General features: G+C 44.7%; 20 protein-coding genes. 12 read left to right on the top strand and 8 right to left on the bottom strand.

Annotation, left to right across the window (positions count from 1 at the left end; translation table 11 throughout):
- The first annotated feature begins 51 nt into the window (after window positions 1-51).
- From DHX103_RS11945 to DHX103_RS11925, 5 genes are all read left to right on the top strand, one after another.
- Window positions 52-723 (top strand): response regulator transcription factor, encoded by a 672-nt coding sequence (locus DHX103_RS11945; protein ID WP_422122504.1) that lies wholly within the window; start codon window positions 52-54, stop codon window positions 721-723.
- Window positions 720-2114: a sensor histidine kinase gene (locus DHX103_RS11940; protein ID WP_422122503.1), complete on the top strand. Its 1395-nt coding sequence runs from the start codon at window positions 720-722 to the stop codon at window positions 2112-2114. The genes DHX103_RS11945 and DHX103_RS11940 overlap by 4 nt, the downstream gene beginning before the upstream one ends.
- 17 nt (window positions 2115-2131) lie before the next feature.
- Window positions 2132-2521, top strand: coding sequence for a hypothetical protein (locus DHX103_RS11935; RefSeq protein WP_422122502.1), 390 nt, complete (start codon window positions 2132-2134; stop codon window positions 2519-2521).
- 160 nt (window positions 2522-2681) lie between these two features.
- Complete coding sequence (locus tag DHX103_RS11930) at window positions 2682-3005, top strand: PadR family transcriptional regulator (RefSeq protein ID WP_144840759.1); 324 nt, start codon at window positions 2682-2684, stop codon at window positions 3003-3005.
- Window positions 2998-4026 carry a DUF4097 family beta strand repeat-containing protein gene (locus tag DHX103_RS11925; protein WP_422122501.1) on the top strand — a complete coding sequence of 343 codons (1029 nt, stop codon included), beginning with the start codon at window positions 2998-3000 and terminating at the stop codon, window positions 4024-4026. The genes DHX103_RS11930 and DHX103_RS11925 overlap by 8 nt, the downstream gene beginning before the upstream one ends.
- A gap of 338 nt (window positions 4027-4364) precedes the next feature.
- On the opposite strand, the gene DHX103_RS11920 is transcribed toward DHX103_RS11925, so the two are convergent.
- Window positions 4365-4883 (bottom strand): GNAT family N-acetyltransferase, encoded by a 519-nt coding sequence (locus DHX103_RS11920; protein WP_422122500.1) that lies wholly within the window; start codon window positions 4881-4883, stop codon window positions 4365-4367.
- Window positions 4884-5038: 155 nt separating this feature from the next.
- Here DHX103_RS11920 and DHX103_RS11915 point away from each other — a divergent pair, with 155 nt between their 5' ends.
- Window positions 5039-5254, top strand: a complete 216-nt coding sequence (locus DHX103_RS11915) for a hypothetical protein (protein ID WP_422122499.1) — start codon at window positions 5039-5041, stop codon at window positions 5252-5254.
- Between the two features lie 157 nt (window positions 5255-5411).
- Here DHX103_RS11915 and DHX103_RS11910 read toward each other — a convergent pair whose 3' ends face one another.
- The 3 genes from DHX103_RS11910 to DHX103_RS11900 form a co-directional block, all read right to left on the bottom strand.
- The gene (locus DHX103_RS11910) at window positions 5412-5972 is read right to left on the bottom strand and encodes a hypothetical protein (protein WP_422122498.1); all 561 of its coding nucleotides are present in this window, start codon (window positions 5970-5972) and stop codon (window positions 5412-5414) included.
- Between the two features lie 325 nt (window positions 5973-6297).
- Window positions 6298-6984 (bottom strand): FusB/FusC family EF-G-binding protein, encoded by a 687-nt coding sequence (locus DHX103_RS11905; protein WP_422122497.1) that lies wholly within the window; start codon window positions 6982-6984, stop codon window positions 6298-6300.
- A gap of 132 nt (window positions 6985-7116) precedes the next feature.
- Window positions 7117-8136: an SDR family oxidoreductase gene (locus tag DHX103_RS11900; protein WP_422122496.1), complete on the bottom strand. Its 1020-nt coding sequence runs from the start codon at window positions 8134-8136 to the stop codon at window positions 7117-7119.
- A gap of 340 nt (window positions 8137-8476) precedes the next feature.
- Between DHX103_RS11900 and DHX103_RS11895 the strand changes: the two genes are divergently transcribed.
- Both DHX103_RS11895 and DHX103_RS11890 read left to right on the top strand, forming a co-directional pair.
- On the top strand, window positions 8477-9343 hold the full coding sequence (locus DHX103_RS11895; RefSeq protein ID WP_422122495.1) for an ABC transporter permease subunit: 867 nt from the start codon (window positions 8477-8479) through the stop codon (window positions 9341-9343).
- Window positions 9340-10236, top strand: coding sequence for an ABC transporter permease subunit (locus tag DHX103_RS11890; RefSeq protein WP_422122494.1), 897 nt, complete (start codon window positions 9340-9342; stop codon window positions 10234-10236). Before DHX103_RS11895 ends, DHX103_RS11890 begins: the two co-directional genes overlap by 4 nt.
- Window positions 10237-10304: 68 nt before the next feature.
- Here DHX103_RS11890 and DHX103_RS11885 read toward each other — a convergent pair whose 3' ends face one another.
- Window positions 10305-13052: a YfhO family protein gene (locus tag DHX103_RS11885; protein ID WP_422122493.1), complete on the bottom strand. Its 2748-nt coding sequence runs from the start codon at window positions 13050-13052 to the stop codon at window positions 10305-10307.
- Window positions 13053-13097: 45 nt separating this feature from the next.
- Complete coding sequence (locus DHX103_RS11880) at window positions 13098-13820, bottom strand: class I SAM-dependent methyltransferase (protein WP_422122492.1); 723 nt, start codon at window positions 13818-13820, stop codon at window positions 13098-13100.
- 161 nt (window positions 13821-13981) lie between these two features.
- Between DHX103_RS11880 and DHX103_RS11875 the strand changes: the two genes are divergently transcribed.
- Window positions 13982-14416 carry an OsmC family protein gene (locus tag DHX103_RS11875; RefSeq protein WP_422122491.1) on the top strand — a complete coding sequence of 145 codons (435 nt, stop codon included), beginning with the start codon at window positions 13982-13984 and terminating at the stop codon, window positions 14414-14416.
- A gap of 198 nt (window positions 14417-14614) precedes the next feature.
- Here DHX103_RS11875 and DHX103_RS11870 read toward each other — a convergent pair whose 3' ends face one another.
- Entirely contained in the window at window positions 14615-15244 is a 630-nt protein-coding gene (locus tag DHX103_RS11870) for an MEDS domain-containing protein (protein ID WP_422122490.1), read from the bottom strand.
- A gap of 54 nt (window positions 15245-15298) precedes the next feature.
- On the bottom strand, window positions 15299-16069 hold the full coding sequence (locus DHX103_RS11865) for a helix-turn-helix transcriptional regulator (protein WP_422122489.1): 771 nt from the start codon (window positions 16067-16069) through the stop codon (window positions 15299-15301).
- Window positions 16070-16734: 665 nt separating this feature from the next.
- On the opposite strand from DHX103_RS11865, the gene DHX103_RS11860 reads away from it, so the two are divergent.
- The 3 genes from DHX103_RS11860 (at window position 16735) to DHX103_RS11850 (ending at window position 21216) form a co-directional block, all read left to right on the top strand.
- On the top strand, window positions 16735-17430 hold the full coding sequence (locus tag DHX103_RS11860; protein ID WP_422122488.1) for a GAF domain-containing protein: 696 nt from the start codon (window positions 16735-16737) through the stop codon (window positions 17428-17430).
- 24 nt (window positions 17431-17454) lie between these two features.
- Window positions 17455-17814 carry a helix-turn-helix domain-containing protein gene (locus DHX103_RS11855; RefSeq protein WP_422122487.1) on the top strand — a complete coding sequence of 120 codons (360 nt, stop codon included), beginning with the start codon at window positions 17455-17457 and terminating at the stop codon, window positions 17812-17814.
- A 105-nt stretch (window positions 17815-17919) separates the two neighbouring features.
- A complete protein-coding gene (locus DHX103_RS11850) occupies window positions 17920-21216 on the top strand; it encodes an EAL domain-containing protein (RefSeq protein ID WP_422122486.1) in 3297 nt (1098 codons plus the stop codon).
- Window positions 21217-21220: the final 4 nt, after the last annotated feature.

Here is a 21220-nt window from a genome sequence, read left to right as displayed (position 1 = left end):
AGTACCGGAAAGCCGCCTCGTGTGGCTTCCCAATTCTAGGGAGGAATCAGCATGAAAATACTCGTCGTTGACGATGATCTTAATATTCAGCAACTCGTCGCCATCCATCTGGGCAACGAAGGCTATACGGTTTTCAAGGCAGATGATGCTGAACAGGCGCTGCGGCTGCTCGAGGACCAGCTCGTCGACCTGGCAATCGTCGACGTCATGATGCCGGGCATGGATGGCTTCCAATTGACTCGAATTCTGACACAGGATCTTGAAATTCCGGTCATCCTGCTGACGGCAAAAGGCCAGCTGGAAGATAAGGAAAAAGGCTTCCTGTCCGGCACCGAAGATTATATGGTCAAGCCTTTTGAACCGAAAGAATTGCTGTTCCGCGTTGCCGTAGTGCTGCGGCGTTCCGAGCGTTCGGTGCAGGAACATCTGCAAGCGGGCAACCTGGCGATCAATCGTCGGAATTTTGAAGTGTTGATTGGCAATGAAACCGTCATCCTGCCGCTGAAGGAATTTGAAATCCTGTCGTTGCTGGTATCACGCGCCAATCTGGCCACTCCCCGCGGCCTAGTTTTTGAATATGTTTGGGGCGACGAACACGAAGTCAGCGAAATGACGTTGAACACGCACATTAACCGAATTCGCGACCGGTTGAAACGCTACGGCGCAAATGTCGAAATCCATACACTGCGCGGCATCGGCTATAAGCTGGAGGCACCGAAATGAAAACCTTATACCGGAAATTCACTGTTGCAACGCTGTTTATCCTGGCCGTCAGTATCCTGATCGGTTTTGCCATCGCCAATTTCTTCTATATAACAGTCACTAAAGAAGAAACGATTGAGCAGAATATCGGCATTGCTCAGGAAATCGTCGCCACCGTCCAAAATGTGCCGTATTCCGATGAAAACTTTGCAGGTTATCTGCAGGCTGTGGCGAAACTCGGTTATCAGATTGCGCTTGTCGACAGTTCAGGCGAAATGGAGTTTTTCGGTGAACCGTTTGACGACACGACGTTTCCCGTAGAAGCCGAGCTTGTGCTTACTGAAAACCAAGTTTATAGCGGGCTCGACAGCTTCACCGACCAGATTTTCATGATCGGCCATTTCACCAACGAAGTGCACAATACAGTTGGTGTACCAATGGAGCGGAATGGTGAAAGCTATGGACTGTTCATCCGGCCGGATACGAAGCTTCTCGGAACCGATATCCATACTGTGCTGATCGGTTTCGTAGTGGCAATCGGGCTTGTCAGCATCACCGGCATGATCTGGCTCGCGCGACAATTGACGCGCCCCATCGTGCAGCTGACGGAAGCGACCAAACACATTGCGCAGGAAAATTACAGTTACCCGCTCGATATCCGCCGCAACGATGAAATTGGCCAGCTGTCGGAGAGCTTTAATTTGATGCAGACGCAGCTCCAGCATAATGACCTGGCGCGCAAATCGTTCATCAGTAACGTGTCTCATGATTTCCAGTCGCCGCTCATGAACATCCAGGGCTATGCCGATCTATTGAAATCACCGGATCTTCCGGATGCTGACCGGCTGGCTTACACTTCGATTATCGACCAGGAAGCAAAGCGATTGTCGAGCCTGACGCGGCAGCTGTTGTTGCTGACGTCTCTCGACCAGGGAGCGTATCCGATGAAAACGACCGACTTTCAATTGGATGAGCAATTGAAAAATGCGGTTCGGAAATACCGTTGGCGGCTAGAAGAGGAAGATATCCAGCTGTCCTATTCGTTAGCTCCCACCCGTTTCCGCGGCGACGCCGAACTGCTCGAAAATGTCTGGGACAATTTGCTGACGAACGCCATCAAATACAATAAACCGGGCGGCAGCATCGAAATTGGATTAACCGCGACAGACACTGAAGTTACCGTTGTTTTCAAAGACACCGGCGTTGGGATTCCGAAAGACGCCATCCCACAATTGTTCGACCGCTTCTTCCGCGGAGACGCAGCACGCAAGAAAGACGGCACAGGCCTCGGCCTATCAATCGTCGAGCAGATTGTCACGTTGCATCATGGTACTATTGAAGTTAAAAGTGAAGTCGGCGCTGGCAGTGAGTTCATCCTCACTTTGCCGCGAACCGATTTGAAGAAAACATAATTTGGAGGGTTTTATTCATGGAAAAAGTTTGGAGTCTGCGGTTGATCCGCTTTTCAGCAATTTTTGGCTTTATCGGTACGTACATCGGTTCCCAGATGGCGGGTGTGATGGATTATTCTTTGCGGCCAATCCACGCACACATGCTGCTTGTCGGCTGGTTGTCGGTTTTTGCCTGGGGCATTTTCTATCATGCCTATACGATTAAATATAAAAAACTGGTCACCATCCATGGCATCCTCGCAATGGTCGGCGCTGTCGGCTTGACCGGCGGCATGTGGCTGTATACTCTGAACCCGTTCAATTGGAACGACACCTTGGTCATGGTGCTGTTCATCGTCGGCGGCTCGCTGTTGTTACTCGCGTTCCTGCTGTTTGCGGTGATCACGTTCCTGACGGAAAAAGAATAAGTGTTAGAATCCTTCCCTCGTTTGGGAAGGATTTTTTTCTTTGTTTTATTCTGTTAATAAAATTCCGAAACAATACCTTGCATTGAACAGTACCTAATGATATATTATTCATTAACTACTACTGTTTATAAAATACTAGTCAAGAAAGGAGGCCATCCCATTGAATATTCAATTCAAAAAAGGTGCATTGAATTTATGTGTCCTGGTTCTGCTGGATAAACAGGACCGTTACGGCTATGAATTGGTGCAGAAAATTTCGGATCGCATTGCGATTTCCGAAGGCGCAGTTTATCCGCTGCTCCGCCGTCTGACCAAAGAAGGTTATTTCTCTACCTATTTGCAGGAGTCGACAGAAGGTCCACCGCGCAAATACTATTCGCTGACCGATGCCGGCAGAACATATCTTCATGAACAGCTGGAAGAATGGAAAAGCTTTACGGATGGGGTCAATAAACTAATCGAAGAGGGTGTGCAAAATGACTGAAAAACAATTTCTGCAACAACTTGAACAAGCATTGGATCGGCTGCCTGCCGAAGAACGCAACGATATTCTGCAGGATATTCGCGAATACTTTGTAAACGGCCGTGCTGACGGCAAAACAGACAGCGATATCACTGCGGAACTTGGGGCTCCGGATACCATTGCCCAAGAACTTGTCGACAGTTTTGATTTCAATCAAACAGCAGTCCCTGCCGAAAAAATCGACATTTCAAAAGATAAATTCGATGGAGTGGATATCGAAATTGAGAACGGCATATTGCATATCCACCCCTCAAAAGACGGCCAAATGCACGCCGATATTGTGGACAAAAATTACCGCCAGCACTTTTCGGTCGATATCCTGGACCGTACACTCGTCATTACATTAAAAGAAGAAACAAAAAAATGGGGAATTTTTAGCATCAGAGGCAGTTTTAAGTCACCAACAATCACAGTTCAGCTGCCGGACAAACTATATGAAAAAATTCAGATTCTCTCCGATCACGGCAGTATTACCGGAGAACATTTGGCAGGCACCGAGTTTCTCGTCGAGACGGATAATGGCAGCATTGATCTGTCGCATATGAGCGCGGGTGATTTGACTGCAAGATCTGATAACGGTGCCATCAAACTGACTTCGATCCAGGCAAAAAAACTGGTAACCAAATCAGATAATGGCCAATTGAACCTGAAGGACATTCAATGCGGCAAAGTGGAAGCAACTACAGACAATGGCGCCATTACACTGAGAGATATTGAAGGCGATACCCAGGCACAGACCGACAATGGACGCATCCACCTTTTGGCCGCCCATCTTGAGCAGTCAATAAATCTGGAAACAGACAACGGGTCCATCCTGCTTGAAACGAAAGTGCAGCCAGAAAATGCCACCATCGAGGCGGACGTCGATTGGGGCACAGTTTCCATCTTCGGTTCGAAAAAAAGAAGAGTTGTCTTCGGAACCGGCCAACATCCGATTGACCTCCAATCCGACAACGGCAGCATCACAGTTAAACTGATTTAAATGAAAAAGGCTTCGCGTCCGCGAAGCCTTTTTTAAGAGATTGGAGTTTTTGGATTTCGGGTGTCGGCAAACACTAGGTATAGCTTGATGTGGAAGTCATTGGATTGAAGTAACTGACGAACACAAAAGCATCACTTATATCACATTTACACCAAGTCGAGCATACTCGGTGTGTTTCCGCACATTAACTCTCCTTTCCCGCGCGTAAATGTTAAAAAGCAGATAAATCTGCTCCATTCTTCAATCTCACATAAGAAAAGCAGTCGAAAAAGCCATTAAATAGGCTCCACCGACTGCTTTTTCAAATTTTCTCTGCCACCTGGATCACAACATCAACGTCACTCCAGCTCCTTCACCATAATCCAGTCGATTTGCTCGTCGTCACCCATGAAAAACGAATGGGCACCCGTTTTAACGAAGCCTTTTTTCCGGTAGAAAGCAATGGCGTTGTCATTATGCTCCCAGACGCCGAGCCAGATTTTCTGTTTCCCAAGATCATCCGCCATTTCCAGCGCATGGTTCATCAACACTTTGCCGAGTCCGAGCTTCTGGAATTTATTGCTGATGTAAATACGCTCCACTTCAAGCGCCTCAGCCCCCATGTCTTCTGACTGCGCCTCATCCGTATTGACTTTCAAATAGCCGGCAACTTGTCCGTCCACCAATACGAAATAGAATTGCGAGGAAAGATTGGCCAGTTCCTGTTCCAGCTGCGGAATATTAAACGCCTGTTCCAGATAGGCTGTCATGTGTTCCGCTGTATTATGTTCTTCAAATGTTTCGATATAGGTGGCATTGCTGATTGCCTGGAGTTCGTGCACATCTTCGAGTGTACATTTCTTTATGGTGATGTTCATATTTCCCTGCTCCCTCTTTGCAAGACCTGCTTCAGTTTATATTACGTTATTTTACCGACAAAACACTATAGTTAAATACAGAAATTCATGCTATCTTAAATAAAAGAGTCAGAAAACTTCGCTAATAAAAATTATAACCGAAAAGAGGCCATCCAATGGATAGAAGCCAAATCGTTTTTGGAGTTTCATTCGCCGTGTTATTTTTCTTTTTATATATTTTCTTTAACATTGTGTGGAATATTCTCGTTGAGCTCACAGTCGCTATTCCGGCTTTCGTCTTTTTCCTGCTGGTGTTCTTCGTTCTGTTGCCGGCATCACTGGTCATCGCCCAAAAATTCACAAGGCATTTCTTTTCGGACACCAGTGTTTAATTACAAGGCCAAAAACCCCGAAAGCAGATTCGCTTTCGGGGTTTTCAGATACTTTTATCTATCGCGACATTGAAGCGCGCATGCGTGGGAAGTTGGCAATCGTGCCATCATCCGATTCATCGCGTTCAGCCGTTCTGACGTCAGCGATAAACCTGCCTCATCCCCCACCCGCCAAATCCGAATACTTTATCTCCGCCAATTCATCAGACGCAATATTTTTAAAGGTTTCATTGCCGCGCAACTTATATAGATGATGGGACGAATTTGATACATAATAGACTTTACCGTCTGTTGGGTGGGTCACTTCATTCAAAAACAATAAATAATCGCCTGTTTTCATCGGATTCATCCCTTTTTCTGAAGAGTATCCATCAGCTTCCGCGTCCTTTAAACCGATAATCTGGTTGACCATGATTTCGGAATCCTCATCAAAATCATGGCCCGTACGATCTACGAAAACTTCATCGATCGCCACTTCGTAGAAAGCCTGCCTCGTGGTCAGTTCTTTTTCACCAATTTCCCGGATATCGTAATACAAAGGAATATGGGCACGCACCACCAAATCGGACTCGCTTTTAATCTCTTCCAGGCTTTCGAAAGACTCGCTCAAGCCCCAGGTGCTGCTTGTTGTTTTTGCTTTCCCCAAATATTCATATCCCAATACGCCAAGCACGATCAATATAATGATGATGAATGCCGACATCATTTTTCTCTTCATAGCTCCAGCTCCAGTAAGTATATTTCCGGTTATACCAGTCAATCTACTCTCATGTACAATGTTAAACTTACAAATTTTTCAAATCAATAGCCCCGCATATTTCCCAACCTCCAAACATCTATTTAAGTAATAAATAACTATTAAAAATTCATTCACTCGCCTTATTTATCAATTAATAAACAAAAAACTTATTTAATCAACAAATAAATAACGTGCCAGCTAATTCCATTTTTGTATTCTGCTGAAATTTTCCCAACCTCTGATTCACACATATTACTGGACATTAAAAAGGCTCTCCAGTTTCCCGGAAAGCCCCTCTTGCGATTCACTTTTGCAGCAGCTCCACGAATTTATGGAGCCGTTCCAACGTATCAATATTATTATTGCAGACTTTATTGTCCTGGCAGATGTAATTGCCTCTCTTTACAAAATTGTCCTGTCCTGACCCTTTTGTCTTTGCGGTGAACAGGCCCACTTTACTGTGGCGATTGCAGATCGAACAGATTCCGTATTTCGCACTGCGGTTGAAACTGCCATGGATTCCTTCAAGTTTGCCATCCCTTTCGATCACCAGATACATGAGCGTCGAACTCTCGATCCAGCCGAGATAAGAAAGTTTATTGAAGTCCACCGAATCCAGCTTCGGCCCTTTCAGCTTTTTCGCTTTCGGAAACAACCCTTTCAAACTTTGGTCCGAAACGTTTTGGAACGGCATCACATATGCAGACAGCTGCTCCAGAAAAGCTTCGGCATCCGTCGTTTCTTTTACAGCCATCAGCGGTGTAAGTACCGCTTTCTGTTCTTCAGTCAGCGAAGGAAACAGTCCGAAAACTTTTTCCTGCGAGAGATGCCCCAGCACGCTCAGCACTTCCGCGTCGCTGCTCGTCGCTTTGCCGTTGACCAGGATTTTCGTCTGGCCGTTGATAAAATTAAACTGATCATTCCGGATAAACGCGTCCGGACGGTCTCCCGTATTCCCCTGTTTATTGCTCGTCTCTTTTACATGTATCATTTGAAAACACTCCTTACGGTTGGTTCGAATAGCTATAGCATCACCGGGTTCGAAATGGCATCGTTACAGGCGCTTCATATAGTCTATCTTATAGTAAAACCAAGGAATTTTGGAGTGCTTTGCCTTTCTGCTTTACAAACCTTTTTCGGTCCAATCAAAGAGCACCGCTTTTTCCTTTTCAGGATCCAGCCCCGCTTTCCGCTCCGTTACGGTGCGTGCGGATTCCCAGGCAAGCGTATCGCGAATCGTTTCTTCCAGCGGGCGGAATTTCAATCCGGCATCCAGCGCTTTTCGAATATCCACCGTCAAAAACCCATTCATATTGAAACTGTCCGGAATCCACAAGGGCATGTCGGACCAGCCGTTCACTTCGTGGCCGATCAGGAATTTCTCATCGATCCAAACGAGTTCGGCTTCCTTGCCAACCGTTTCTTTGCAGCTGTTCAGGAATTCCTGCATCGTCAATTCGGTCTCCGGTCCGGTGGCGTTGTAAGTTCCGGTCGCCTTGGCGCCGACCATCTGAAGAATCCATTCGGCGAGATCGCGTGCATCGATAAATTGAACGGATTTGTCCCGCCGTCCCGGCGCCAACACGTTCCCGCCTTTTGCGATGCGGTTGACCCAATAGCTGAAGCGATCCGTAAAATCGTATGGGCCGACGATCAGCCCTGGACGGACGATCAAACTGCGTCCGGGAAATGCGCGTTCCACTTCCTTTTCACACAGAAACTTCAGTTCGCCGTATTGCTGCTTGATCGCCTCGGCCGCTTCCATCTCCTTCAATTCTGTCAGTCGTTCGGCTGACAACTCTCCGACTGAATGGTCTTCATCAATTCCCGGCTCTTCCAGCTCATCGTACACCGACACACTCGATATAAACGTATAATGCCCGGCTGCATCCGCCAGCAATTCTGCAGATTCGTGGACGGCCCACGGCAAATAGCCGCTTGTGTCGATTACTGCATCCCAGCTTCGCCCTCTCAGTGAATCCAAATTGCCCCCCCGGTCGCCGACCAGTTTTTCCACTTCCGGAAACAGTTCCGGATCCGTTTTGCCTCTATTGAATAACGTCACTTCATGACCGTTCTTGAGCGCCGTTTCGGTCAGAATACGCCCTAAAAAACGTGTCCCTCCAAGGATTAATAATTTCAATTTCATACCCCTCTCTATATGTTTTTATCAAATATATCCTTTTTTTGCATAATGGCTGTTTGCTTACTTACTTCTGCAGAGGTATTCTACATTCCTTTTTATTTGACCTTAGGCGCCCATTATTCTGTACAGGGGGCTGTGTGGCTCGCATATCGGACAGCAGAAATACCCTCAAATATTATTTAAGGGCAATTTCCTAAATCTTCCGAATATGGTATCATTACTATCTGGATATAGAAAAAGGATGTGAATTGGCATTACTCTTATAAAGCAGTCTCTTCATTATTTATTCGTTTGGCTGATCGCTTTTCTCCTGCTGCTGACCATTGTGCTGCTGCCGATGGATACGATTTTTGAAACCGGACGCGGCGGTTCGTTTGAGGGCGCGCAGTATGATTACCAGTTTGCCAACCATGTCGACAATTTCAAAATGCTCGGAACCCACATCGTCGAATTTCAGGGACTCGGCCCCGACCAATACGGACGGGATTTACTGGGCCACATCATGGAAATGTTCGGCCGCAGCCTGAAAATCATTATTCCGGCATTGATTCTGAGTTTCATCCTCGGCATTGCAAAAGGAGTCATTGACTACCGTGTGCGGCGCAGCAAAGGAAAAACCTTTGGTCAGTTCACGACCTGGGGCATACTTTCCGTACCCGATCTTGCGCTGATCATCGGCATCCAGCTGGCCATTTTGACCATGATTTCAAATGGCTGGCTGTTCCGGATTGATTTGTTCGGGCACGACACGATCGACAACGTGCTGATGAACATCCTGTTCCTGTCGATTTATCCGACCGCGTACATTGCAAACACGACATTTCAGGCACTGCAGACGGAACAGGGCATGGATTATATCCGCACCGCTAAGTCGAAAGGGACGCCGCAATTCGTTATTTTGTATAAGCATATGTTAAAAAACGGCATGGCCCGTATTTTTTCACATACGAATACGATGGTTTTATACATATTGTCCAACCTGTTCATCATCGAAATTTTTACCGAATACCGGGGAGCTGCTTTTTACTTTTACAACTCCCTCGGCAATCCCAGCCAATTTTATGTGGATGGGCTGTTTTCCGCCCGCACCATTGAAGTGATCGGCTATATTTTCTTTTTCACCGTACTAATACTTGCTGCAAATCTGGTTACGGCGGCAGCCCGCTCCGTTATGGTTCCTGCTAAAGGCGGTGATCCTTCGTGAATAAAACCTTGATTGCCGGCCTGATCATAACAGGCATCACGTTGTTTATCATCGCTTTCGGACCTCATTTGCCGATGGTCCATGAATCGTCGGAACCGGTGCTGCCATACCGGGACAGCGATGGGTTACTGATGCCCCCGCCTTATCCGCCGTCGGAAGATTTTTTGATCGGCTCCAACCGGAAAGGGCAAGATTTATTCACTATCCTGATGATCGGCGCACGTGAAACTTTCCTGATTATCGGAACGATCGTCTTGCTCCGGATTGCGCTTGCGCTCATGCTCGGTATCTCGGCTTTTTACAGCCGTTCGGCCGATTATGCGATGCGGACCTGGAATTCCTTGTTTTCATTCCTTCCGACCATTTTCATCGTCCTTATCATTCTGGCCATTCCGTTCATCATGTTTGCGGAACACCGGTCATTCTGGGTGGTGATTGTGCTCGCCGTCATCGAATCGGGGCGTGTGGCCGCAGTTCTTAACACATCGATGCACGATCTGAAAAAGAGGACCTTCATGGAAGCGGCCATCGTCAACGGCGGTACGCCGTGGAGCATGTTCCGCCGCTATTACTGGCCGGCCCTTCGCGGAGATGTGCTCACCGCGGTATCCGCTGAGATGAGCCGCACCATGTTCCTGATCGCCCAGCTCGGCGTCATCGGCGTCTTTATCACCCAGGAATTCATGTCGCAGCTGGATCGCAGCTACCTGGCAATTGACCGCTCCAACTCGTGGCCGACGCTTTTCGAAACCTTGCGCCACGACGTCTATTCCGCCCAGTGGATTCCGGTTGCGGCACTTGGCGCCATCTCCTTCACGATGATCGGTTTCTATTTTCTGGCAGAAGGCTTGCGGGAACGGAAGAATATTCAGATGCGAAAGCTGCAGGAATAAAATAGAATGAATTGAAAAAAAAAAGATGGCCGAATTTTTCTTTCGGCCATCTTTTTTGTTCGCTCCGCTCACCTTCTGCGTTTCCAGAGATACACCACTCCCCCGACCAGCGACACCACACTGATCAGCAGCGACTTCCAGAAATGCGGCGGTCGATAAGTGAATGTGATGTCATTTCTTCCCGGCATTGCCGGCACCGCCATAAATGCATAATTCGCTTCCAGCACTTCCGCTTGTTCCCCGTTGATTTCCGCGGTCCAGCCGACTTCGTAAGGCACCGGCAGCACGATAAATTCTTCATTGTCTGCATTATTGAAGTCTGCATGAATGCGGCTGCCGTTCCACTCAAAACGATTGTCTTCAGCAGCTTCTGCCGATGCCGTGCGCAATACATCATAAGGCTCTTCATAAACTGTGAGTCCAGTGAGTTCGTATGTTCCTTGTCGGAGCCACATCCGGACGGTATCTGTTGCCGGCAAGCGCAGCGTCAAATCATCGACGAATGTTTTATAGATGGAGACATTCGATTTTCTTGATGTTTTATAGTCATTGATGTGAATCGTAAACCTTTGATCCTCGGCCAAACTGAACAGATGCATCGCTACATAGAGGTCGCTTTCCGCCGGGACGGGATTTTCAAATACCAGGTCAATGCCGCCCCTTTCGCCGGTGATGTTCAGGACTTCATCTTCATACGTCGCATCCACTCCGACAATGTCGAAAGCCAATTGTTCGGATGGAGGCTGCAGTTGAGCCTGCACTGCGGGGTCCTTTAAAATGACGCCTGTCAACATCGCGTGTTCGCGGCGCAGCATCGGTTCATCGGCAAGGCTTTCTTCACTGTAGGCATTTGAAGTCGCCCGCAGGAACGGCAGCGGCAGTTGATTTTCATAGACGATGAAGTTTTCCGATTCCAAAATCGCCTCAACATTGGCCGGCACATTTTCATCGTCGCGGGCAAGGATCGTGTAATTTGCCAGCAGCAAACTGTGCAGATTGGCGCGTTTGCCGAGCGTTGCATAGCGGCTGACGCTTTCACGGCCCATGTCGACTTCCAAATCATTCAGATAAAAATGCAGCAGCTGGTCATTCAAAATACTGGAATAAGCACTTACTCCATGAAAATCCTGGACAATCGGCGTATTGTTGCGGATGCCTTCCATCCAATCGATGCGGGTAAAAGGAAACGCGTCTCTGTCCTTTATTTCCGCCAGGAGCTCCCTGATTTCCGGATCATCAAATTCCTCCCCCGTCATGAATTCTTCCGTAACAAGCTCGGTGTTGCCGCCTTTGACAAGAATGACATATTGAAAACCGTTTGCCAGAAACAGCAGCGTGATGACAATAAAAGCCGCGGCCTCACGTTTCTTCGAAGGATCGGAAACGCCACGGACCAGCAGCATGAAAGCGAAAAGTGATGAACCCAGAACACCGAGGAACAGCGGAAATTGGATAGTAACCCCGTCGTTGGCAAGCGCCACGAAAAATTGATAACCTGCTGCAAGTGACGCTGCCGCCATCAATGCGAGAACGGCCGCCTGCCCCCTTTTCGACTGCCTTTTGACAGCGAGTGCGAACAGCAGAAAAATGAGCAAACACATCGCCGTGGCTATGAAAACGATGGCCGGCTGCAGCTCCAGCCGGCTGTCAGCCAAAGCGAACAGCCCGTAAACAATCAGCGCCATTGCACCGGCCATAGCAAAATGCTTCACTTGCAACAACGCCAGTCGGCTGTAACCGGCTGCTACAGCACCTCCTGCCGTAAAGGACATAAAATATTCCCAGCGATATTGCGGCGCTGAAAACCCATTAAAGACACTGGCGATTTGCGGGCTGTAATGGAGCACGATGCCAACAAGTACAATCGAAGCGAAAAAGCGGAATTTGGGATCCCGGTAAAGCGGGTAGGCAAAGGCCATGCCGACAAATGCGGCCGGCAGAATGACGTAGCTGCTCGTGAACAGGATATTATCGTGAAACATTAACCAGTCGATGTCGAGGACATAGCCGGGACGGTGATTGTTCAAAAACGCATGCACCGCAGGAATAAAAGAAAACGCACTGATGCCTGCTCCAAATAGTCCGCTCACCAGAAAAAGAATGAGCGCTTTGCTCCTTTTGATTTCATTTTCCACCAGCGGCATAAAGAGCCGGAACAGGATGTAGATGCCGGCCACCAGAAAATTGATGTAGGCCAAATAGAAATTGTCAATCATGGTTATTGCGGCGGCTGCCATAAACCAGCCGGGCCGCCCCTCGCGAAAGATCTTTTCAATTCCTAAAATCAGCAACGGCAGCCATAAATAGGCGTCTGCGTAAAATTCCCAGTAGACGGCGTGGCGAAAATACATGCTCGACAGTCCGTAAACGGCAGCACCGAGAAACGCAGGAACCCGGTCGAACTTCATGTAGCGGAAAACAAGGAAAGCGATGAACAGCACTGCCGCCAGCTTTGCGATATTGATGAATACTGCCGCATGTGCCCAGAACAGCGGATCAGCCTCCGTGATGATGCCGAGGAGTTCAAATATGTAAAAGAATCCGACCGTCACCACAAAGATGACGGAAGTTGAAAAATAATAGGACAGCCAGCTGTATGTGCCGCTTCCCAAGCCGAAAAGAGGCGAATAGAAAAATTCCCCTGAGGTGTATTGCTCATATAACATGGATTTGAACGGCATCATCTGCGACAAACCGTCGTTCGGTCCAAGCATAAAACGGTCGTTGGACCATTCGAAGAGATAGATGGCGTGTGCGGCCACACTGAAAAAGAGACAAAGAGCAGCGAATTGAAAGAAAGGAAGAAATTTCTTCATAAGCCACCTCCTTAATTCTTTAAATAGAGGAAATTCATCCCCTTGTCATTTTTGTGTTGCCACCATCGCAAAATAAGGTCCTTCCAACTCTGTATATTCCACCCGTTCGAAATGCACCTGAAAACCGGCTGTTGCAAGCATCGCCTCCCATTCCGGCATCGAAAACAAACCCGTTTCCGAGTGGTCGTTTTCCCGGAAAATCCGGCCGTTTTCGTCGCGCATGATATAGGCATATTCGGTCTCCACTACATTGTCGGTCGGGTCACTGTCATAGGTCCATTCCAAATACCGCATGCCGCGCTTGCCCTGATCGCTCCCGCCGTGGTCTGTTTCGGGCCGGAATGTTTCCTTGAAATGATCCGTCATGATCATCAGAATTCCGTTGTCATTCAGGTGCTTCTTCGCATTGCGCATCACTTCAAGTAAATCCGCCTTATCGGTAAAATGCATGATTGCGTCGTGAATAAACACAAGATCAAACTGCGCCTCCAAATTTAGACGCAACATATCCCCTTGAATATGTTCGCAATCTGGATTCAGTTCTCGGCTGACTTTCAGCATTTCAGGTGACAGATCCGTCAACGTCATTGAAAAATGCTGTTTCATGTAATAGGCGTTGCTCCCGCCTCCGGAACCGAACTCCACTGCGCGTTTGACCTCCGAATGATAGCGCCGGATTATTGCCAGGTACAGCCCGGCTTCTTCTTCGTACTCTGTATGGGGGGACATCAGCGGCCACCATTCCGCCAGCTCATTGTAAAGTTTCATCGCTCACTTCTCCGCCTTTCACAGTTAGCTGATTCAAAAGAACAAAACCTGCACTGCCACTTTTCACTATTGTATAATAAATTTATCAGAATTTTTAGTTATTTAATAAACTATTTGCAAAATAAGTGATAAAATGAAAAAAAGATAGAGGAGGATGTGCAATGGAAACAGATCAATTGGTTCTCAGCACGAAATGGCAAGGCGATTTTGTTTTTTCAGCAGTCGGACAAGGCGGCCATACGCTGACGATGGATGCCCATCACGGGGTGGGCAATGATCTGGGCTTGCTGCCGATGCAAGCACTCCTCGGTTCGCTTGCCGGCTGCATCGGGATGGATGTCATCATGATCCTCCGTTCTAAAAAGAATGAAATTCGTTCTCTCGAAATCGTGACTGAAGGCGAAAAGCGACGGCTTCCGCCAAAAGAGTTTCAGTCGATTGTGGTTACTTTCTTTGTTGAAGGCAATATTGAAGCGGCTAAAGTAATTCACGCAATCGAAGTCAGTGCAGAAAAATATTGCCCAGTCGCCCATTCGCTGAAGGCAGATGTCAGCTACCGGCTGAAGCTGAATGGTGAGGAAGTTCGAATGGATTAGCTGCACCTGACCTATTAATGCAAAGAGAAGAGCCGCCCCATGTTGGGGCGGCTCTTCTTTGCATTGGTGATGCCGTCGGTTATTTCAAGTGATTGGTCAGGATGCCTCCTTCCAAAAACTTGAATTTATTGCCATACACTTTTTCAATTTGCATCTTTTCCATTTACGCAGCGAGCCCGGAGCTCCCTATAAGAAAAGTTATGTGCTTGGGAACATATTTTTGCCGGCATAAGCAACGGACTGATCGGAAACGTTACTTGAAAGAGATTTTCTGTATAATGTCGATTGAACTATGTCAGTGTCTGTCATTAGGTATTCATGACTTCGCATCATTGTTGTCTGAAGAGAAGCAGTTACACCCGATTCATCATAAGCACAAACGGACATCAGACCATTATTATTCACACTGCAATCGGCGAGACACTCAAACTCTTCAATTTTACTTGAAATGTCGTCTTGTTTCTTCCATTCAACATGTGCCCATGTCCTAATCGTTATATTTTGACTGAAGAACGGTTCCAATACTTCATCAAAGTTTTTCAGGATGCTTTGAATATGGAAATCCCCGTAATAATTGTAAAATGTGTAATTGTCCATGTAGTGAATGCATTTTTGTTGTTCATTCGTAAATAATTTCAGTATCCAAGGTTTCATCTCATTATAAATCGTGGAATTTTCTATTATTAAAAGATGGTGCCCTCTATCTAACCCGGCTTTAATGTAAGCCATCATATTTTCTATATAGTTCGTTTTATTTTCAAAAAAGTATAAAATATGTGCCGCATTGGGTAAATTCATATAATTAGTTAATGGAACGACTTTACTCATTTAATCTCTACTTTCTATAGATCGATTTTCTTAGCCAAGATGCCTAGAAATTTTTCAGATGTTTTCCTGGATGAACAACGAAGGAAATATAGTGGATCTATTGCCCGCTTTGTAAAACGGAGAATCGACTATTTCATTATCGGTCATCAGGTATGGATAGTTTCTCATCATCTTGATATGCATTCCAGCAGTAATCAGCGCAGCATTGTATGAACGTACAAACAAAACCTTTTCTTTGTTGAGCTTCATATCCCTTGCATTAAGGTAATATTCTAATTTCCTTAGCCATTCGTTTTGCTCATGGGGATCTTCGGATAACCATATATGAAAGTGTTTTAGCTCACCGGACCGGGCTTCAGATACTGGAAGTGTAGGCAGTGTCTTATAGATATCCAAATCATCAATTTCCTCTTTATTAATAAAGTGAATATGCCTTAGTATTTCACTGGCACTTAAGATGTTCCCTAAGATTGCTTGAATTGAATCATGGTTCTTTTGATAGTCAATAAATAGACAATCACTTTTTTTCGCAACCCCAGATACAAGAAAGCTCATGGCATGTTGAAGATGATTTTCCAAACTATTGTAGAGATATAGTATTTCACCACTTTCTTTACTTCTGAAGTATTCAGTTATTTGATAATCAGCGCTTTTATCAATTGAAGTATGATCCAGATGCTCTTGGTAGAACATGATTGAATCAAAGTCCAATACTTTGGCAATGTTTATGGCAATATTGAGTCCGGGATTACGCTTGCCGGTTTCAATTTGAGAGTAATACCCTCTATCTATAAAAGCCTTGGAAGCAACTTGGCTCTGAGTCAATTGTTGTGACCTTCTAAATTGTATCAGCCAGTGTCTAATCAAAGATGACCTCCAATCGTTATGAAGCTTATTCGAATTTAACCTAAAGGATTAATCCATACTAAAATATAGCAGAAATTTTGTAAAAACAGTATATAAATACTTAAAGTTTTTTTAAGATTTGTGGCAATCCGCCACATTTCAAATTTTATGTTGAGGCACATTATTATTTCAAGTAAAGTAAATTATAGGAAAATATATGTATAATAATGATTCTTAAGTCATGTCAACTTTAGATACAGTACCTAAACTATTTATGCAGTTAAATAAACTAAGCATCAAAATATTGAATTAAGAAAAGCGGGCGTTGCCATGGAATATGTATTAGTTGGAGGCGGACTTACGATACCGGCTGATGCTGAATGGGGAGGATACGGGGATGAGCCAGCGAAATTTATACTGTCACACTCCAATTATACAAACCGATGATTGCAATGTAGGATCAGTCCAAGACAAAAAGCAAAACATAACTATATGATTTAATTGTATTACGCAAAATATATTATTAGGTATTAATACCTTATTTAAATCGCGCAGTTTATGTTACATTAGTCTTAATCCATACATATAGTGGTTTCATCTTTAAATATGATGAATAAATTTTCTTCAGATAGGATGGGGTTAGAATGATATTGGAGAACAAAACAAATTATCATGATATTGTTGAAAATTTGCGTGAATATAATTTAAAGAAAAACATCAAAGCTCAACTGAAAATAATTAATCCACTTTTAAGCAATCGAGCAAACGATATAAAAGCGCATATGAATAATGCTTTAAACAGTGGTATAATTTCCAAAAGCGAATCCGAGTTCCTGGATATAAAGATTATGCTTGGACGCATGATTTTGGAATTGGAACAAGTCCTGGATGATATATATGTTTCTATTTTATTCTATGATAGTGAACGAAATACTATTTACCATGGCGCTTGCCCAAGCGTCCCACCCGACTTTTTTGATTTCTTTAAACTAATTAATGAACAAGGTCTATTCGATGAGAATTGCGGTCCCTGTGGAAAGGCTGTTTTTAAACAGGAAATTGTCCAAACGGATATTGAAACCAGTCCATTGTGGTCTAAGTTTAAGGTTTACCCCCTCAAGGTTGGCTTCAAGTCCTGTACGTCGATTCCCTTCTATACAAGTACTGGGCGTTTGGCCGGTACGTTCGCCAACTACTCAAAAGACCCTAATCACACGTTCACACCCGATGAATTGGCTATGATTCAAGAAAAAATATATATGTACCGTGATGAAATTCAAAGTATTTCTGATCGCCTGAACGAGCACACACAAAGCGGCCATACCGCCCTGAGCATCTAAAAATGAAAATAGGAGGAATCGATAATGACATTTGGAAGTCGCCTTAAAAACCTTCGTTTGGAAAGAAGGCTCACTATGCAAGAAGTCGCCATCAAAATCGGACTTGCCAAATCCTCTTATGCAGGCTATGAAGGAGGGCAAAGAAATCCTCCAATCGATAAATTGGTCTCCCTCGCACAGTTATTTCAAGTTTCAACGGATTTCCTCCTGGGCCTGACGGATATTCCGGAACCTGTTAACTCTCTTCATAAGAAAAACCTTTATTGGGATGGTATTCCCTTAAACGAAAAGGAATTAGTACTTGTTCAACAGGTTGTAGAGTTAATGGTTAATAAGACACAAGAAACAAAAAAAATCAAACATGGACGGATGGATATCAACTAATCATTTGTCTTTTTTTTTCACTCTCAGTTCACTTAAAGCGAACTAAGTTTAGTGTGAGAGATTGAAGAAATGCAAAATATTCATCAGAGAAAAGTAGGCGACCTTATGGAACATACATTATTCGGAGGCTATAATATTTCACTTGTTTTGTTATCCTTTATCGTGATCCTGCTTACCTCCTTTATGGTATTCGATGTCAGTGGTCGAATGTTTCATGTAAGCAAACGTAAAAGGCTTTTGTGGTTAGTTGTCGGTTCTTTAACAATGGGCGGAGGATTTTGGACTTTGCACTTTATCGGAATGCTTGCACATATGCCCGCCACGATTAATTACAATATCATGACTATAAGTATCGCATTTGCCGTTGCCGTTTTTTCATCCTTTATTTCTTTAATGATTATTTCCCAGGATAAAGTGAATAAAAATATTTTTGTTTTTGGTTGTTTGATAATGGCTTCCAGCCTTGTGGTCATGCATTATATTGGGCTTAAATCTATTCAGATGAATACTGCCATTGCTTATAAACCATCGATACTGCTGTTATCCGTTCTTATTGCATTTATTCCATCCATTATTTTTTATAAAATCATCTACGATACCCGCGTAAAAGAAACATCACTATCTCTGCAGACCAAGTTATTCAGCGGCATTCTTATGGGACTGTCTATATCTGTCATGCATTACACTGCGATGTTCGGCACTGAATTAACCCACCATTCATCTCCAATAATCGGGAATTTCCAGACGATCGATTCCAGCCAGCTGGCAACATTCATCGGAATCGGATCCATTATCATAGTGATATTGGTCCTTATCAGTTCGTATCTCGACGCTAAACTCTCAAATCAGTCGGCTCGCTTAGAAGTGAAGCAAGAGGAACTGATTGAAGCTGAATCGAAATACCGAAGTTTGGTTGAACAATCCATAATGGGCGTATATATTTTCCAGGACAATAAAATCATCTATATCAATCCGCGCTTGGAAGAAATCCTTGGTTACAGCCATGAAGAATTATCCGCACTCCAGCTTAAAGATTTTATTTTTGAAGAAGATATTCCCCTTGTAACCAAAAATATTTTAAAAAGAATGAACACAGACATGCAATCGATTCGCTATGAATATCGTGCCATTAGAAAAGATGGAACCGTCGCTTATTTGGAAGTCTACGGATCCACAGCCAGATATGGTGGGAAAACTGCAGCGATGGGAACCATTGTCGATATTACAGAACGCAAAAAATCGGAAGAAACCATTCGACATATGGCCAATTATGATAACTTAACCCGATTGCCCAACAGCAATTTATTGAATGAAAAATTAGTCGAATTAATACAAGCCAAAAAAGAGACGGCTGTCCTAATGCTCGAACTGGATCGGCTGAAAACGATTAAAGATACTGTCGGACAGGAAACAGGAAACTCCCTTGTACTGCTGGCGAGTGAACGCATTCAGCAGTTGCTGGGAGACAGGGATATTCTGACTCGATGGCAGGAAGATAAATTTGTCATTCTTTTGCCAAATACAAATTACGAACCAACGGCACAAATAGCTAAGACGATATTAGATGCTATTTCACAGCCGTTGACCAATGTCGAACATGACCTATATATGAACCCGAGTATGGGCATCAGTCTGTATCCGACTGACGGGGATACAACGGAAACCTTATTGGATATGGCCAATTCCGCTCTAAACTATGCAAAAAAACATGGCAACAATAGCTTTCACTTTTACACAGATGACCTGAATAAGAAATCGAGAGAAAATCTTGAACTCGAAATGGATTTATACAAAGCGATTGAAATGGAGGAGTTGATGCTCCATTATCAACCTCAGTTCCATTTAAGTACGGGTGAGTATATTGGCAATGAAGCCTTAATTCGATGGAATCACCCGAAAAGAGGATTGGTTTCACCGTTTCATTTCATTCCCATTGCCGAAGAAACAGGGCTCATCATTCCGATTGGAGAGTGGGTATTGAAAACGGCATGCGCTCAAAATAAAGCGTGGCAACTTGCTGGTTTTCCACCAATCGAAGTTTCGGTCAACCTCTCCTCCCGTCAGTTTGCTCAATCCAATCTAGTGGAAGTTGTTGAGAGAATTTTAGCTGAAACAAAAATGGAAGCGAAATACCTGAATCTTGAAATTACTGAAAGTATGACAATGGATGTAAACCGGACGATCAGTATTTTGCAGGCACTGAAAGAATTAGGTGTCAAAATTAGCATTGATGACTTTGGAACGGGCTATAGCTCATTGTCTTATTTAAAAGAATTCCCGATTGATTGCTTGAAAATTGATCAATCCTTTATACGGGATTGCCATCTTGATCAAAGCAATGCCACGATTGTCAAAACGATCATATCGATGGCACATCACCTGAATATCCAAGTAATTGCCGAAGGTGTGGAGACGAAAGAGCATCTGGACTTTCTCCAACAAAATCTATGCGATTCAGTACAGGGCTATTTTTTAAGCAGACCGATATCAGCCCAAAACATTGAGATGCAATTCCCTGACTTCCAAAGGACCATCAAAAGATTCGGACTGACCAGCGAAACCAGTCACCGTTTATGGTTACAAAGAGAATTAGAAATGACGAAACATGAGTTGCAAGAGACAATTCGGCAACAGGACGGGATGACGCTTAAATACAAATTAAAAGACGGGGAGTTAATCCATACAATGTGTGATGGGAAATTGATTTATCGTCTTGGCTTATCCCCCGAGAAGGTCGTAGGAAAAGCCCTTTCAGAGATATTACCCTTGGAAAAAGCGCTGATAAAAGAGCAATTCTATCAACGCGCTTGGCAGGGCGAGGCGAATGTTTCCTATGAAGGACATACAAACGGTATTGTTTACCTAGCCACTTTACGCCCGATTTTCAAAAAAGGAAAAGTGGTGGAGGTCATTGCTTCGTGTATTGACATTACGGAACGGAAACGTGTGGAAGAGGCCTTGCGCCATAGTGAGATCAACTACCGGTTAATCGCTGAAAATACGAGCGATATCATCACTGTGGTGGATAAAAACGGTATAGTTCTTTACACTTCCCCATCTTGTGAAGTTGTAACTGGCTACTCAATCGATCAATTGGATGGTTTGTCAGGTTTTTTATACGTCTACCCGGACGATTTGCCGTTGATTGAGAAAACTTTCTGTGAAATCGAGTTATCAAAAACTTCAAAACTGGTTCAATACCGGATATTTCACAAAGATCAGTCATTAATTCACCTGGAAGCAAAAATCACACCCGTCTTGGGCGATAATGGTGACATTGAACATTTCATCGCTGTTATTCGAGAAACAGCAGCCCACAAGAAATCCAATGACAATCAGATAAAACAAGGAAGATCCTCACTGATTGGAGAATCAGCAGCGGGTCCTACTGATGTTCGATAAACAG

It is taken from the genome of Planococcus daihaiensis (assembly GCF_049262615.1).
Lineage (GTDB): Bacteria > Bacillota > Bacilli > Bacillales_A > Planococcaceae > Planococcus.
Note: the sequence above shows the minus strand (reverse complement) of the source record. Positions and strands in the feature narration are given on the sequence as shown.